This window comes from Halomonas sp. KM-1 (assembly GCF_000246875.1).
GTDB classification, from domain to species: domain Bacteria; phylum Pseudomonadota; class Gammaproteobacteria; order Pseudomonadales; family Halomonadaceae; genus Halomonas; species Halomonas aerodenitrificans.
On record NZ_BAEU01000146.1, the window covers coordinates 24,462 to 40,292 of the forward strand.

Annotated in this window: 13 protein-coding genes; 6 read left to right on the forward strand and 7 right to left on the reverse strand. The window is 65.7% G+C overall.

The annotated features are described in order from the left end of the window. The first annotated feature begins 107 nt into the window (after nt 1–107). Nucleotides 108–1,121, forward strand: coding sequence for a tRNA dihydrouridine(20/20a) synthase DusA (dusA, locus tag B8115_RS18395; protein WP_035591585.1), 1,014 nt, complete (start codon nt 108–110; stop codon nt 1,119–1,121). 6 nt (nt 1,122–1,127) lie between these two features. Here the strand turns inward: dusA and B8115_RS18400 are convergent, their stop codons facing one another. Next, nucleotides 1,128–2,159: a succinylglutamate desuccinylase/aspartoacylase family protein gene (locus B8115_RS18400; RefSeq protein ID WP_010629312.1), complete on the reverse strand. Its 1,032-nt coding sequence runs from the start codon at nt 2,157–2,159 to the stop codon at nt 1,128–1,130. 157 nt (nt 2,160–2,316) lie between these two features. On the opposite strand from B8115_RS18400, the gene B8115_RS18405 reads away from it, so the two are divergent. Next, entirely contained in the window at nt 2,317–2,943 is a 627-nt protein-coding gene (locus B8115_RS18405) for a TetR family transcriptional regulator (protein ID WP_010629313.1), read from the forward strand. Nucleotides 2,944–2,964: 21 nt separating this feature from the next. Here the strand turns inward: B8115_RS18405 and B8115_RS18410 are convergent, their stop codons facing one another. The 4 genes from B8115_RS18410 to B8115_RS18425 form a co-directional block, all read right to left on the reverse strand. Beyond that, nucleotides 2,965–6,105: an efflux RND transporter permease subunit gene (locus B8115_RS18410; RefSeq protein ID WP_010629314.1), complete on the reverse strand. Its 3,141-nt coding sequence runs from the start codon at nt 6,103–6,105 to the stop codon at nt 2,965–2,967. Next, nucleotides 6,105–7,334 carry an efflux RND transporter periplasmic adaptor subunit gene (locus tag B8115_RS18415; protein WP_010629315.1) on the reverse strand — a complete coding sequence of 410 codons (1,230 nt, stop codon included), beginning with the start codon at nt 7,332–7,334 and terminating at the stop codon, nt 6,105–6,107. The genes B8115_RS18410 and B8115_RS18415 overlap by 1 nt, the downstream gene beginning before the upstream one ends. 147 nt (nt 7,335–7,481) lie before the next feature. Continuing rightward, nucleotides 7,482–7,889 (reverse strand): hypothetical protein, encoded by a 408-nt coding sequence (locus B8115_RS18420; protein WP_010629316.1) that lies wholly within the window; start codon nt 7,887–7,889, stop codon nt 7,482–7,484. 89 nt (nt 7,890–7,978) lie between these two features. Further along, on the reverse strand, nt 7,979–9,913 hold the full coding sequence (locus B8115_RS18425; protein ID WP_010629317.1) for a sigma 54-interacting transcriptional regulator: 1,935 nt from the start codon (nt 9,911–9,913) through the stop codon (nt 7,979–7,981). A gap of 289 nt (nt 9,914–10,202) precedes the next feature. Between B8115_RS18425 and B8115_RS18430 the strand changes: the two genes are divergently transcribed. The 4 genes from B8115_RS18430 to cynS are packed head-to-tail and all read left to right on the forward strand — an operon-like array spanning nt 10,203 to nt 13,830. Beyond that, a complete protein-coding gene (locus B8115_RS18430; protein WP_010629318.1) occupies nt 10,203–11,585 on the forward strand; it encodes a CmpA/NrtA family ABC transporter substrate-binding protein in 1,383 nt (460 codons plus the stop codon). 1 nt (nt 11,586) lies between these two features. Then, nucleotides 11,587–12,444, forward strand: coding sequence for a nitrate ABC transporter permease (gene ntrB, locus B8115_RS18435; RefSeq protein WP_010629319.1), 858 nt, complete (start codon nt 11,587–11,589; stop codon nt 12,442–12,444). Nucleotides 12,445–12,449: 5 nt separating this feature from the next. After that, the gene (locus tag B8115_RS18440) at nt 12,450–13,397 is read left to right on the forward strand and encodes an ABC transporter ATP-binding protein (protein ID WP_010629320.1); all 948 of its coding nucleotides are present in this window, start codon (nt 12,450–12,452) and stop codon (nt 13,395–13,397) included. Continuing rightward, nucleotides 13,390–13,830 carry a cyanase gene (gene cynS / locus B8115_RS18445; RefSeq protein ID WP_010629321.1) on the forward strand — a complete coding sequence of 147 codons (441 nt, stop codon included), beginning with the start codon at nt 13,390–13,392 and terminating at the stop codon, nt 13,828–13,830. The genes B8115_RS18440 and cynS overlap by 8 nt, the downstream gene beginning before the upstream one ends. Before the next feature lie 60 nt (nt 13,831–13,890). Here the strand turns inward: cynS and B8115_RS18450 are convergent, their stop codons facing one another. Together B8115_RS18450 and B8115_RS18455 are read right to left on the reverse strand one after the other, a co-directional pair. Next, complete coding sequence (locus tag B8115_RS18450; protein ID WP_010629322.1) at nt 13,891–14,883, reverse strand: lipid A deacylase LpxR family protein; 993 nt, start codon at nt 14,881–14,883, stop codon at nt 13,891–13,893. Nucleotides 14,884–14,985: 102 nt separating this feature from the next. Further along, nucleotides 14,986–15,825, reverse strand: a complete 840-nt coding sequence (locus B8115_RS18455; protein ID WP_010629323.1) for a fructosamine kinase family protein — start codon at nt 15,823–15,825, stop codon at nt 14,986–14,988. Nucleotides 15,826–15,831: the final 6 nt, after the last annotated feature.

The window sequence follows — 15,831 nt, forward strand, 5'->3', positions numbered from 1 at the left end:
CGCCAGTGCCCCGTGTGCCAAAAAAGTACCAACGCGTCGTGAAAAACGCAGCACAATCACTGTAAATATGAACAGTTATGACTGAGAAGGCAACTGCCACAACCCGCATGAATACTGGCACGACGCGCCCTGCGCTGGATAGGACGTTCTCCGTCGCGCCGATGATGGACTGGACGACCCGTGATTACCGGGCTTTCGCTCGCACCCTGACTCGCCAGGCGCTGCTGTATACCGAGATGGTGACCACCGGTGCCATTCTGCACGGCAGCCCGCGGGAACGTTTTCTCGGCTACGACGAGGTGGAGCACCCCATTGCGCTGCAGCTGGGCGGCAGCGACCCGGGCGAGCTGGCGGAGTGCGCGGCGATTGCCGAGGAATGGGGCTACGACGAGGTGAACCTCAACGTCGGCTGCCCCAGCGACCGGGTGCAGAACAACATGATCGGCGCCTGCCTGATGGGTCACCCGGATAAGGTGGCGGCAGCGGTGCGCGCCATGCGCGAGGCGGTGAAGATCCCGGTCACGGTGAAGTGCCGTATCGGTATCGACGACCAGGACGAGGATGCCGATCTGGAGCGCTTCATCGCTCAGGTGGCGGACGCCGGCTGCGAAGTGTTCATCGTGCATGCGCGCAAGGCGTGGCTGCAGGGTCTCTCGCCCAAGGAGAACCGCGACATCCCGCCGCTCAACTACTCCCGCGTACACCGCCTGAAGGCCAGCCGGCCGGAGCTGCACATCGGCATCAACGGCGGCATCAAGACGCTGGACGAGTGCCGTGAGCAGCTCGATAGCGTCGACAGCGTGATGGTGGGCCGCGAGGCCTATCAGAACCCCTGGCTGCTGGCCGGGGTGGATCGGGCCATCTACGGCGTCGAGGGGCCGGCCGAGAGCCGCCACGCCGCAGCCAGGGCGTTCCGCCCCTACATCGCCCGCCGGCTCGAGGAAGGTGCCAAGCTCAATCACGTGACCCGCCACCTGCTGGGCCTGTTCCAGGGCCAGCCGGGCGGGCGTCGTTTCCGTCGTCATCTCTCCGAAAACGGCCACCTGGACGGCGCCTGCCTGCGGGTGTTCGACGATGCGCTGAGCCTGGTACCGGAGCGGGAGACTGCCGAAACGGCCTGAGCGGCCTCAATAGAGCGGGTCGGGGGGCGGCTCGAGGCTGGAGTGGAAGGTCTCGATGGCGCTTTCGGCCTCTTCGATGGCGTCGAAGCGGGCAATGTGGAACAGCGCCTCGCCTTCGTTGGCCAGCGGTAGGCGGCTCACGCCGATCACGATGCCGTCGGCCATGGCCTTCACGCAGGCTTCGGCGTTGCCGAAGGGGTCCGCCACCTTGCCCAGCACGTCGCCCTTGCTCACCCGCGCGCCGAGACGCACCTTGGGCCGCAGGATGCCGTCGATGGGCGCCCGGGCCCAGCTCGAGCCATTGGCCAGTTCGGCAGCAGGGGGTGGCCGACGCCGATGTTCGCCCGCCAGCATGCCCAGCCGCCGCATGACCCTCAGTACACCCCGCACCCCAGGGGTAATCGCCCACTCGTCGAAACGCAGCGCTTCGCCGGCCTCGTAGGTGAGCACCGGGATGCCTCGATTCTGGGCGTAATGGCGCAAGCTGCCTTCGCGCAGTTCCGCATTGAGGATCACCGGCGCGCCGAAGGCGTTGGCCATGCGCTCGGTCTCACTGCCCGGGCTCAACTGGGCGCGGATCTGCGGCAGGTTGGTGCGGTGAATGGCCCCGGTGTGAAGGTCGATGATGTGGGTGGCGTGATCGACGATCTGCTCGCGAAAGAGAGCGGCCACCCGCGCCCCCAGCGAGCCCGTCTCGCTGCCGGGAAAGCAGCGGTTGAGGTCGCGCCGGTCGGGCAGGTAGCGGCTGTGCTGCATGAAGCCGAACACGTTGACGATGGGCACGGCGATCAAGGTGCCGTGCAGGCCCTGGATCTGCTTGGAGCGCATCAGCCGGCGCACGATCTCGACGCTGTTGATCTCGTCGCCATGAATGCCGCCGCACACCAGCATGACCGGCCCCTGGCGTCGGCCATGCACCACTTCCACAGGGATGTGCAGCGGAGCGTGGGTATAGAGCCGCGCCACCGGAACGTCGACTTGAAGGCGACTGCCGGGCTTGATGGTGACACCGGCAAGCACGAAGGGTGCGCGGGGCATGGCCTTGATTCCAATACGAACAGTGTTCGCTCTGTTATACCCTGCCCCACCGTGGAATACGAGCATAGCGGGGCAAGACCATACACAGGTGAAGGTAAGACGTGCGCCGCTACGATAGAATGGCGCAAAAGCGAGGCCTGAGGAGACACCACACACCATGGCGCGACGTACCAAGGCGGAAGCCGCCGCCACCCGCGAAGCTCTGCTCGATGCTGCGGAAGAGGTGTTTCTCGAGCGCGGAGTGGCACGTACCTCGCTGGAGCAGATCGCCCGCGAGGCCGGCGTGACCCGCGGCGCCGTCTATTGGCACTTCAAGAACAAGGCCGACCTGTTCCGGGCCATGCTGCTGCGGGTGCGTATGCCGTTCGAGGAGTTGGTCGAGGAGATCGGCGATCCGGGACTGGCCGAGCGCCCGCTGGAAGCCATTCGTCAGGCCTGCCACCGCGGTTTCGCCCGCCTCGAACAGCCACGCTATCGGCGCGTGCACGCCATTCTGATTCACCACTGCGAAACCTTCGGTGAGATCGATCCGCTGGCCATGCAGAACGAGATTGCCCAGGAGGCGTGCGGCGCTCTCATCGAGTACTTCACCGCCGCTGCCGGCATGGGCCATTTGCGACACGATCTCTCGCCGGAAGTCGCCGCCCGGCTACTGCAGGCGACCCTCGGTGGGCTGTTTCACGACTGGCTGCGCAACCACGAGCACTTCTCGCTCATCGAACGCGGCACGCAGCTGGTCGATACGCAGCTCATGCTGCTGGCACAGGCGCCGGAGTCGCCCTGACCCCGGCGGCCTGGCCGGGCATCATGCCCGGCTTGCCTTGCCCTCTGCGTTGCGCTGGCTGCGCTCACGCCGCCAGGTAGCCAGATCTTCCATCACCTTGTAGGCCAACGGCACGAAGATCAGCGCCAGCGAACTGGCCATGATCATGCCGCCCACTACCACGGTACCGATCTCCTGACGGCTGTTGGCCCCCGCTCCGGTGGCGAATACCAGCGGCAAGGTGCCGATGATGAAGGTCAGTGCCGTCATCAGGATGGCGCGGAAACGCTGCTGGGCTGCGGCCAGTGCCGCATCGAAGGAGCTCATCCCGGTGCGTCGATTCTGCGCCGCGAACTCGACGATCAGGATGGCGTTCTTCGCCGCCAGACCGATCAGCACCAGCAGCCCCACCTGGAAGTAGATGTCGTTGGGAAAACCGCGCAGCATGGCTGCCAGCGCCGCTCCCAGCACGCCGAAGGGTACCGCCGTGGCCACCGCAATCGGCAGGGTCCAGCGCTCGTACTGGGCGGCCAGGATCAGGAACACCATCACCATGGCCAGGCCGAAGGCGAGCCCACCCGCACCGGCGGCGGCATCGAGCTGGTAGGCCTCACCGATCCAGCCCAGCGAGCTGTTGGCATCGAGCACCTGGGCGGCGACCTCCTCCATCGCTTCCTTGGCCTGGCCGGTGGTATAGCCCGGGGCCGCGTCGGCAAGGAAGTTGACCGCGCTGTTGACGTTGAAGCGGTTGATGATGTCCGGCCCGCTGGTGCGCTCCAGGCTCACCAGACTCGAGAGCGGCAGCATCTCGCCGTACTCCGAACGCACGAAGACCTTGTTGAGATCCTCAGGCTGGCTGCGGAACTCGCCCTCGGACTGCAGGTTGACCTGCCAGTTGCGCCCCGCCAGGGTGAAATCGTTGACGTAGAGCGAACCGAAGGTGCTCTGCATCGCCTCGAACACCTGGTTGATCGGCACGCCCATGGCCCGTGCCTTCTCACGGTCCACTGCGGCACGATAGCGGGGAATGCCACTGTCCAGGGTGATGCGCGCGTTGGTCAATTCCGGCCGCTCGTTGGCAGCTGCACTGAGCCGCTGACCGAGCGTTTCCAGCTCCTCGGTGGTCACGTCGCCACTCACCTCGAGGTAGCCCTCTACCCCGCCGGTGAGAGAAAGCCCCATGATCGGGGGCGGCGTGAAGGCGATCACCATCGCCTCGGGAATACCGGCTCCCATGCCGATGATGCGTCCGGCCACGGAAGCGGCGTCCTGCCCCGGCCCGGTGCGATCGCCCCAATCGGCGAGATTGGCAAAACCGATACCCGCATTGGTGCGCAGCGAGCCCGCGATCATGTCGAAGCCCGCCACCGTGGTGAACTGATCCACCTCGTCCATGCCCAGCAGCATCTGCGTGATCTGATCGCGCACCGCCTCGGTACGCGGCAGCGCCGAGGCCGGCGGCAGATTGTAGACCACCAGCGCCGTACCCTGGTCTTCCTGCGGCACCAGGCCGGAGGGTAGACGAGTCAGCGAGAACAGCGTCAGGGCGATCACACCGATGAACAGCACCATGCCCAGCAGCGCATGGCGCAGCAGCTTGCTCACCAGCCAGGCGAAGCCGTTGGTAAGCTTGTCGAAGGCGGCGTTGAACCACTGGAAGGGCTTGGCCACTTCGTGCTTCTGCTTGTCGAGCATCAACGCGCACATGGCCGGCGTGAGCGTGAGCGCCACCACGCCGGACACCACCACCGAAATGGCGATGGTCACGGCGAACTGCCGATAGAGCTCACCGGTGAGCCCGCCCAGGAAGGTGACCGGTGCAAATACCGCCACCAGCACCAGGGTCGACGACACCACCGCACCGGCGACCTGCTTCATGGTCTCCACGGCGGCATCCCGCGCCTTGAAGCCCTGCTCCTTGATCAGTCTGTCGACGTTTTCCAGCACGATGATGGCGTTGTCCACCACGATACCGATGGCCAGTACCAGCCCGAACAGGGTGAGCATGTTGATGGAGAAGCCCAGCGCCAGCATGCCGGCGAAGGTACCGATCAGCGACACCGGAATCGCCACCACCGGGATCAGGGTTGCACGCAGGTGCTGGAGGAAGACGAAGGTCACCACCACCACCAGCGCTACCGCGATCAGCAGCGTGATGAATACCTCACGAATGGAGATCTCGACGAACTCCGTGGTGTCGTAGGGCACGACGTACCCAACCCCCTCGGGGAAGCGCGAGGACATGTTCTCCAGTGCCTCGTGTACCGCCGTGGCGGTATCCAGCGCGTTGGCGCCAGGCTGCAGGTACACACCCATGGGCACTGCGCCCTGGCCGTTGTAGGTGGCAGAGAATGCGTAGCTCTGCGAGCCCAGCTCGACACGTGCCACGTCGCCCAGACGCAGGGTGCCACCCTGCTCGTCGGCGCGCAGGATGATGCGTTCGAACTCCTCCGGCTCGGACAGCTGGCCTGGGGTGGAAACGGCGAAGGTGAAGGCCACTTCTTCTGGGGCCGGCTGCGCGCCGATGCTACCGGCGGCAAACTGGGCGTTCTGCTCGCGAATGGAGGCGGCTACGTCGGAAGGCGTCAGGTCGTACTGCGCCAGCTTGTCCGGCGACAGCCACACGCGCATGGAGTAGTCCTGGGCGCCGAACAGCGAGGCATCGCCCACCCCGGGCAGACGCACCAGCTCGTCGAGCACGTTGAGCAGCGCGTAGTTGGAGAGAAATAGCGGGTCGCGGGAGCCATCCGGCGAATACAGTACCGGCACCATGAGCATGTTGGTGGAGCGCGCCTCGACGCGCACGCCCAGCGTCTGCACCTGCTGCGGCAGCCGTGAGAGGGCGGCCTGCACCCGGTTGTTGACGTTGATCGCTGCCTGGTCCGGGTCGGTGCCCATCTCGAACGAGACGGTGATCTGCAAACTGCCGGCATCGGTAGCCGTCGATTCCATGTAGAGCATGTCGTCGACGCCGTTGATCTCCTGTTCCAGCGGGGCGGCCACGGTCTCGGCAATCACCTGAGCGCTGGCACCGGGATACTGGGCCTGGACCACGACCTCGGGCGGCACCACGTTGGGATATTGCTCCACCGGCAGCGCGCGCAGCGCCGCCGTGCCCACCAGCACGATGATGATCGAGATGACCGAGGAGAAGATCGGCCGGTCGATGAAGAACCTGAGCATTACGCCTCCTCGTCGGTCTCGGCTTCGGCTTCCGCCGCCGAGGCCTCGGCCTCTTCAGCCGCCTGCTGAGCCTCTTCGGGGCTCAATTCATTGACCCGAACCGACATGCCATCCTGCAGACCCACCAGACCGTTGACCACGATGCGCTGATCGGCCTCGAGGCCGGTCAGCACCACCTGGCGACCGTCGATGACGGGGCCGAGCTCCACGGTACGTGCGTGAGCGGTATCGTCCTCGACGACGAAGACGCGCGCTCCCTGAGGCCCTTGCCCCACCGCCTGCTGGGGTATCAGAAAGACGTCTTCGAGCTCCTGCACCAGCACGCGAACGCGCACGAACTGCCCCGGTACCACTTCTCCCTGAGGGTTGGGGAACACGGCGCGGGCCGACACACTGCCGGTACGCGGATCGATGGTGCTGTCGGTGAAGTCCACCACCCCACTCTCTTCGTAGGCGCGGCCGTCGGGCAGGGTCAGCAGCGCCTCACGCTGCTCGGACTGACCATTGGCGGACAGGGCGCGCCGGGCCGCTCGCTGCAGAGCGGCATCGCCCTCGGGCAGCGAGAATCGCACGTGTACCGGGTCCTGCTGGGTCACCGTGGTCAGCAGCGTGCCCCGCTCGATCAGGCTGCCCTCGGGGAAACTCTCGAGCCCGGTCATGCCGGCCAGCGGCGCGCGCACCTCGGTGTAGTCGAGGTTGAGCTCGGCAGTAGCCACGCCGGACTCGGCCAGAGCGTAGCGCGCCTCGGCCAGCTCGCGAGCAGAAAGCGCCGAGTCGCGCTCGCGCTCGCTGACGGCGTTCTGCTGGAACAGCGTCGAGATACGCCGCCACTCGCGCTGAGTCTGGTTCAGCTCGGCCTGGGCATTGGCCAGCTCCGCCCGGGCGCGCTGCAGCTCGATCTGGTACGGCTCACGGTCGATACGAAACAGCGACTCGCCCGCTTCCACGACCTGGCCTTCGGTATAGAGGCGCTCTTCCAGAATGCCCTGCACACGAGCGCGCACTTCCACTTCACGCGAGCCGCGCACGCGGGCGGCGTATTCCTCCACCACATCGACCGAACGCGGCTCCACACGCTGTACGTAGACCTCGGGCGGCGGGCGTCCGCCGGCGCCGGCGGGGGCTCCGCCGTTTCCATTCTGCTCGCACCCTGCCAGCAGCAATGCCAGCAGTCCGGCAGCCAGAATCCATTTCACGGGAAGGCGCGCCCCCCAGGGCAACAAGGTCATGAGGCTCTCCGCTGCGATCGTATTTCGTCAGGAGCGGCACGTGATGCGTGCTCGCGGCAGGTCATTCGAGTGCGGGGAATTATATAGACACTCGTGTATGTATACTAGCGTGATGCTCCAAGCCTGCGCTGGCGGTACGTGGCCCGCTCAATCCGAGCGCGGCCGGCTGCGCAATATTCGCCCTTCGGGATGTACCTCCAGCCGCTCCCCACTGCCCGTTCCTACCACGTCGTCCCGCCAGATAGGCCGGCGCTCGCGCGGGGTGATGGTAGCGGGCCGTGCCGGTTCATCCGGCCGCGGGGCGTGGCCCCAACGCAGATAGGGGTCGAAGAGGAACCAGGGGAGTTCGATGGTGAACGTAGGGTCGAACTGACGGCGCTGACGCCAGTGCTCACGATGCCAGGCCAGCGGGTGCTGCACGGGCAGGAAGAGCGCTCCGTGGTTGGTAGCTCCGGCCTCGTCAGGCGCGGCCCAGGCGCTCGAGCCAAGCACGAAACAGCCTGTCAGCAGAAGCCCACCGACGACGCCCCACCGCCGCTTTTTCGATTCGTGCATGACCTTTCCCCCCGGCATCATCGCCCTCGGCGCACCGGCCAAGCCTCCAGTATAGGCATAGCGGTGCTGCCGGCTAGGTGTGAGAGCCTTCAGCTAGATGTAAGAGCCCCGCGCGGCTCGGCTCGATAGTCCCGCGGCTCGATACGCCATGCCCTGAGCCGTGAACGCAGGGTAGTCGGCGGCAGGCCCAATAGCTCTGCCGCACCGCCCGGCCCCGAAATCTTGCCGCCACAAGCGCGCAGCGCCGCTACCGCATTGGCACGCAGGTGCCGTGTCATCTCCTGTTCGGTCTGCGGTTCCCGCACCTCCCCGTGGCCTACCCGCCCGAGCGGCGCCGTCGAGCTCGGCAGCGCCAGGCTGTCGGCGCCCGTTGACGACAGCAGCTCCTCGAAGGCGAGGTCACGGCGCTGAGCGACGATGACCTGACGCTCGATCACGTTCTCCAGTTCGCGGATGTTGCCCGGCCAGGGATAGCGCTTCAACGCCTCCATCTGCGCCGGTGGGATGCGCATGCCAGGCTTGTTGAACTTCTGACAGGCACGGCGCAGGAAATGGTTGGCCAGCAGCGGCACGTCGCCGATTCGCTCGCGCAGAGGTACCGAGGTGATGGGAAAGACGTTGAGGCGGAAGTAGAGATCCTCGCGGAACTGGCCGGCGGCGATCATCTCGCCCAGCTCACGATTGGTCGCCGCGATCACACGCACGTTCACCTCGCGGGTACGATCGTCGCCCACTCGCTCGAACTGCTGATCCTGCAGTACCCGCAGCAGCTTGCTCTGCAGCTCCAGCGGTATCTCCCCCACCTCGTCGAGAAACAGGGTCCCGCCATCGGCCAGCTCGAAGCGTCCCGGTCGATCGCTCACCGCACCGGTGAAGGCTCCCTTCACATGGCCGAAGAACTCGCTTTCGAACAGGTCGCGGGGAATCGCCGCACAGTTGACCCGAATCAGCGGCCGGTCGCTGCGGCTGCTGCCGGCGTGGATCGCTCGGGCGATCAGCTCCTTGCCGGTGCCCGACTCGCCGGTGACCAGCACGTTGGCGTCGGTGGGCGCCACCAGCGCGATCTGGCGCACCAGGTGGGCCACTGCCGGACTCTCGCCGACGATCTCACGATGGTTGATCTCGGCGGTGATCTCTTCCTGCAGATACTGGTTCTCCAGCTCCAGGCGCTGCCTTAGCGATTCCACCTCGGCCAGGGCATCGCGCAGCTGCTGTTCGGCCCGCTTGCGCTCGCGAATGTCACGGAACAGCACCACGGCGCCCACCAGCCGCCCGGTCTCGAAGATCGGCGTGCTGGTGTACTCCACCGGGATCGCCTCGCCGTTCTTGTGCCAGAACACCTCGTTGTCGACCCGATGCACCTGACCATCGCTGAAGGAGGCGTGAATCGGACACTGCTGCACAGGAAAGTGGCTGCCGTCGGCATGGGTGTGGTGGAACATCAGGTGAGCGTCATGGCCGACCATGTCTTCGCTACTCCAGCCCAGGATGCGCTCGGCGGCCGGGTTGACGAAGGTGGTGCGGCCCTCGGCGTCGAGCCCGTAGATGCCCTCCCCGGCGGCGCCCAGGATCAACTGGTTTTGCCGCTCGATGCGCTCGAACACCTGCTCGACCCGCTCCCAGCCCACATGACCGCGACGGTGACGCCGCCACAGTTCGGCCCGCGCCCGGCGCTGCTCGGCCTTGTCGAGCTCGATCACGCCGAACATCAAGCAATGCTCGTCCAGCGCCTGCCCGTACACCTCCACCCGGCGCGGAGCGCGCTGCACATCGAACAGCAGCAGGTCGTCGGACCAGGCCGGTGAGCGCTGCTGGGTTTCGTCGCTGAACGCTACCCACATCGGCAACGAAGGTCCCAGGCAGTGGCTGAAGGGGCGTGAGGCGAGCCGCTCGAAGTCGGCACCCAGCAGGCGACACGCCTCGGCGTTGGCGGCCAGCAGCCGGTCGGCCCGGGGATCGGCCAGCAGCATGGCGATGGGGGCATGATCGAAGGCAAAGCGCTCCGGTACCTGGGGCAGAGACATGGTGGAACTCCAACAGGAAGTCTGCCCTGATCCATACAAGCAGCGTACCAGTGACGACATTTCGTCGTGAAAGCAACGAGATATCGTCAATGACGGAATTTCGTCGCATATCGTCGCCTTTTCCCGCCACTCTCTCTCATCCTGCAAGCCATTGTTTTTACGAAACTAGAAAGAAAAGCACGAGGAATGGCACGTGACTCGCTTGGCAGGAGAGAGTGCCGGCACGCCTTGTCCCCATGCACCAGGCGAGTGCAGGCAATCGATTACCTGCGTTCTCGAGGGGAACCACATGAACAACGATCACAACAGTCTGGGAAACCCGTTCGATCATCGTCAGTCACTGGTCCATGGCCGCCACTGCGGCTGTGGTGAGTGTTCGGCCAGCCGCGATGATGCCAGCGACGCCCCACGCGACAGCGAAGCGATGATGGATCGCGTCGTGGAGAGCGCTCTGGTGCGCGGCATCTTCGGCCACAGCGACATGCATCGCCGCCAGTTCATGAAGCTGGTCGGCGGCGGTACCGTGGCGGCAGCGCTGTCTACCATTCTGCCGCTGGGCGCGATCAAGGCCGCCGCCCAGGAGAGCCTGGGGCCGCTGGAGAAGAGCCAGCTGGATATCGGCTTCATCCCCATCACCTGCGCCACGCCGATCATCATGGCCCACCCCATGGGCTTCTACGAACGCTACGGGCTCGACGTGAACGTGATCAAGGCCGCGGGCTGGGCGCTGATCCGCGACAATTCGCTCAACGACCGCTTCGATGCCGCCCACATGCTGACGCCGATGCCGCTGGCCATGACCCTGGGCGCCGGCTCCAGTTCGCGGCACTTCGTTGCGCCGGCCATCGAGAACGTCAACGGCCAGGCGATCGTGCTGCACAACGACCATCAGGACAAGCGCGACCCCGAGCAGTGGCGCGGTTTCACCTTCGGCGTGCCCTTCGAGTACTCGATGCACAACTTCCTGCTGCGCTACTACGTGGCCGAACACGGTCTCGATCCGGATCGGGACATCCAGATTCGCGTCATCCCGCCGCCCGAGATGGTCGCCAACCTGCGCGCCGGCAACATCGACGGCTTTCTCTCTCCCGACCCGTTCAACCAGCGCGCGGTCTATGAGCGGATCGGCTTCATCCATCTACTGACCAAGGAGATCTGGGACGGCCACCCGTGCTGCGCCTTCGCCACCAGCGCGCGCTTCGCTCGCGAGAACCCCAACACCTATGGCGCCCTGCTGCGCGCCATCGTCGATGCCACCCAGTACTCCTCCGACCCGGCCAACCGCGCCGAGATCGCCGAGGCCATCGCCCCCGCCGCCTATCTCAACCAGCCGGTAACGGTGATCGAACAGGTGCTGACCGGGCGCTTCGCCGATGGCCTGGGCAACGTGCAGAACGTGCCCGACCGCATCGACTTCGATCCCTTCCCCTGGCACTCGATGGCGATATGGATCCTCACCCAGATGAAGCGCTGGGGCTACATCAACGGCGACATCGATTATCAGCAGATCGCCCGCGACGTCTATCTCGCCACCGATGCCCGCGAGGTGATGCGCGAACTGGGCTACGACGCCCCGGAGGAGAACGCCCGCCAGTTCGAGATCATGGGCAAGACCTTCGACTACACCGAGCCCGAAGCCTACGTCGAGAGCTTCGCGCTGAGGAGGAGCTGACATGGACCGCACCACCACCGAATGGAAACTGAGCCTGAACGCTCGGGCCACACTGCTGGCCGTGCTGCTGCTGGTCGTGGGCCTGGGCCTGTGGGAAGGTCTCGAGCGTGCGCCCGTGCTGGGCGGCGGCGAGGAGCTCAGCGAATACGAGCTGCTGATGGGAGGCGCCGACGAGACGGCACGGGTACCGCCGCCCTCGGCGATTCTCGAACGCGCCTGGGTCGAGCTCTCCAACCCCTTCTACGACGCCGGCCCCAACGACAAGGGCATCGGCATTCAGCTCGGCTATTCGCTCTACCGGGTGCTCACCGGCTATCTGATGGCGGCGGTGATCGCCATTCCCGTGGGCTTTCTGATCGGCATGTCGCCGCTGATGTACCGCGCGCTCAACCCCTATATCCAGGTGCTGCGGCCGATCTCGCCGCTGGCCTGGATGCCGCTGGCCCTGTTCATCATTCGCGACGCCGAGGCCTCGGCCATCTTCGTGATCTTCATCTGCTCGATCTGGCCGATGCTGCTCAACACTGCCTTCGGTGTGGCAGGTGTGCGCCGCGACTGGGTCAACGTGGCCCGTACCCACGAGCTGTCGCCGCTGAAGACGGCCTTCAAGGTCATCCTGCCCGCCGCGGCCCCCACCATCCTCACCGGCATGCGCATCTCCATCGGCATTGCCTGGCTGGTGATCGTGGCCGCCGAAATGCTCGTGGGTGGCACCGGCATCGGTTACTTCGTGTGGAACGAATGGAACAACCTCGACCTGACCAGCGTGATCTTCGCGATTCTGGTGATCGGCGTGGTGGGCATGCTGCTCGACCTCGCGCTCTCCTCCGTCGCCCGGCTGGTCACCTATCAGGAGTAAGCGCCATGAGTCATGCCTTCGTGGAAGTTCAACAGGCCGCCAAGCGCTTTCCCGGCAGCAAGGGCAGCGCGGATCTCACGGTCTTCGAGAAAGTCAGCTTCCAACTGCAGAAGGGCGAGTTCGTCTGCATCATCGGCCACTCCGGCTGCGGCAAGTCGACCATCATGAACGCCCTGGCCGGGCTCGACAGCCTGAGCGACGGCGCCATGATCATGGATGGCCGCGAGATCGACGGCCCCAGCCTCGAGCGCGGCGTGGTGTTCCAGAACTACAGCCTGCTGCCGTGGCTCACGGCACTGGAGAACGTGCGTTTCGGCGTGCGTGCCCGCTGGCCCGAGTGGAAGGAGAGCCAGGTCACCGAACACAGCCTGCACTACCTGGAGATGGTCGGGCTCAAGGAGGTGATCACACGCAAGCCGGCCCAGCTCTCGGGCGGCATGCGCCAGCGGGTCAGCATCGCCAGGGCCTTCGCCACCAAGCCGGAGCTGCTGCTGCTCGACGAGCCCTTCGGTGCGCTGGACGCACTGACCCGTGGCGTGATCCAGGACGAGCTGCTCAAGATCTGGAGCCAGGACCGCCAGACGGTGTTCATGATCACCCACGACGTGGATGAGGCAATCCTGCTGGCCGATCGCATCTTCCTGATGACCAACGGCCCAGAGGCGCGTATCGCCGAAGCGGTTGAGATCGATCTGCCGCGGCCACGCTCCCGGGGCGAGATCGTCAAGCATCCACACTTCTACACCCTGCGCAATTACCTGGTCGATTTCCTCGTCAATCGCGCCAGCGACCTGCGCACGCTCTCCCAGGATTCACGCGGCCTGCACTACCCGCGGCCGGTCAACCCCGTCGCCGAGGCAAGCGCCCCGGCCACGTACCACAAGGCCGATGCGCCGGCATCCGCCTCACCCAAGCTGGTCAACCTCAGCGCCAAGGAGAAACATCATGGATAAGCTCGAAATGCGCCATACCCTGCTCGCCGCCAAGGCCCGCAAGAAGCTGAGCTGGGACGAGATCGGCAAGGCCATCGGCATGTCACCGGTGTGGACCGCCTCGGCCTGCTACGGCATGAACAGCGCCAGCCGAGAGGTAGCCCACAAGCTGTGCGACGTGCTCGAGGTCGACACCGAGGTCGCTGACGCTCTCACGGCTTTCCCCACCAAAGCCTGGGACGAGGCGATCCCCCAGGACCCATTCATCTATCGCCTTTACGAGGTGGTGGGGGTCTACGGCGAGACGCTGAAGGACGTGGTACAGGAGAAGTTCGGCGACGGCATCATGAGCGCCATCGACTTCACCATGGAAGTGGACAAGGTCGAGGACCCCAAAGGCGACCGGGTACTGCTCACTCTGAACGGCAAGTTCCTGCCCTACAAAGCCTGGTAAGCGGTCACGCCCCCGCCACCAGGGCGGGGGCGATGCAGGTCAAGGCAAGGGATTTCCGGGTCAGAACCGATAGCTCAGCGACAGCGCACCGTGCACGGTGCTGTTCACCTGCTCCTCGAACTCCTTGCTACGCCACACGTGCGCCAGGCTCACCTCCCACTGCTGCAAGGTCAGCGCCACGCCGACGACGGCATCGCCGACCCACTCGCGACGGTCGACCGAGTGGCTGTCGCGCACGGTGTTGCCGTCCAGCAGCAGATTGTGCGCCACGTAGCGCCCCTGCAGCGCGGCAAAGAGATTCCAGCCGCTGCCTGGCGACGTCGCGACCTGACGATAGCCACCGCGCTCGATGCTCAGGGAGGGCCAGCCCATGCTGGCATCGAGCCCGCGGCCGAGCCGCAGGCCGTAGCCGCCGCCAGCCTGCACCAACAGGTTACCGAGAGAGGCCGACACGCCCGGGCCATGCTGCATCTCCAGCCACCCCAGCGAATGGCTTTGCCACCAATGGCGACGATAGCCCAGGTTGAGAATGGGCTCGTTGCCCAGCTGGTGAGACCAGCCACGGGGGCGCTGACTGTTGGTGAAGCGGTGTACCTCGCGCTGAACGCTGTCGGCGGAGGTAACGGGGCCGACCGCGCCGAGGTCGAGCTGGAATGCCTCTTCACGATGCCAGGCACCGCTCAGCGGCTCTCTGCCATATAGCGCCAGGCCGCCCAGGATCAGGCCGGCATAGGGGCGGTCGTCCTCGATCAGGTCGCGGCGCTCCACCTCAACCGGCGTGTACATGCGATAGCTCAGGTGATAGCTGATGGCATCCACCGAGCCGACCCACACGCCGGGCAAGCCATGGGTGACGCGCTGGCTCCAGTGCTGCGGCGAGACCGCCCGGGTCCAGTGCAGCTCTACCCCGGAGGTGTAATGGTCGTCGTCGCTGCTGACCATGCCGTCGTTGTCCACTTGCAGCGTCACGACGCCCGAGCCGGCTAAAGCCGGCGTGGCCAGCAAGCAGCCAACGACGACACGCCGAATGAAACCGCCGATGCCTCGATTCATAAGGTTCTCTTCCTTGAGCGAGCCTAACATACACGATTGTATGTACCGTTCATCACTCTCGGCAAGATGATTCAAACGTACCCTTGAATGAAACGATCCTCGCTACCCGGATTCGACGGCCGCTACCGCGCGTTCTACACCGCCCCGATAGCCGCCGCCGAACAGCAGCAGATGATTGAGCAGCGGGTAGAGCTGGAACAGGGCCTCGCGCCGCGACCAGTCGCCCGGCACATCACCGTCCCAGTAGGCCTCGAAGAAGACATCGCCGGGCGAGCCGAACAGCGTCAACATGGCCAGGTCCACCTCGGGATAGTGGCGATACACCGCGGGGTCGATGATTGCCGGGCCTTGAGGCGTATGCAGCACGTTGCCGGACCAGAGGTCGCCGTGCAGCAGACTCGCCGGCGCATCGGGCAGCCAGCTCTCCAGCGCTTGCGCCACGGTTTCGATACGTCGACGCAAGGGGGTGTCGAGCAGCCCGCGCGCGTGACAGGCCTGCACCAGCGGCAACAGGCGACGCTCGCGCTGGAATGCTCGCCCGTCGGCCATGGGCGCATTGGGCTGGGGCGTACGACCACAGGCGTTGTCACGCGGCCAGCCGTGTTCGCTCGCGGTGAGGGAATGCAGCTGACGCAGGCCCTCTCCCAGCGCCGAGGCAGAGCGCGGCGAGCGCGAACCGCTGACCAGCGCCTCCAGCACCAGCCAGCCGTCGCCCAGTGCCAGCACCTCGGGCACCCGCAGCGAACTCCCCGCCTCGCGCAGCGCCCGCAGCCCATCTGCCTCGCCGGCCAGGCGCTGCGCATCGTCCTGCTTGGCCACCACCGCCCCCTGGTCCGTTTCCAGCCAGTAAACGGCCGCCATGTCGCCCCCGCCAAGCGGGCGCAGCGCCCCTTGAGGCGAGAGCCCTCGTGTCTCCAGCAGAGTCGCAAGCCTTCGATCCATTGACTC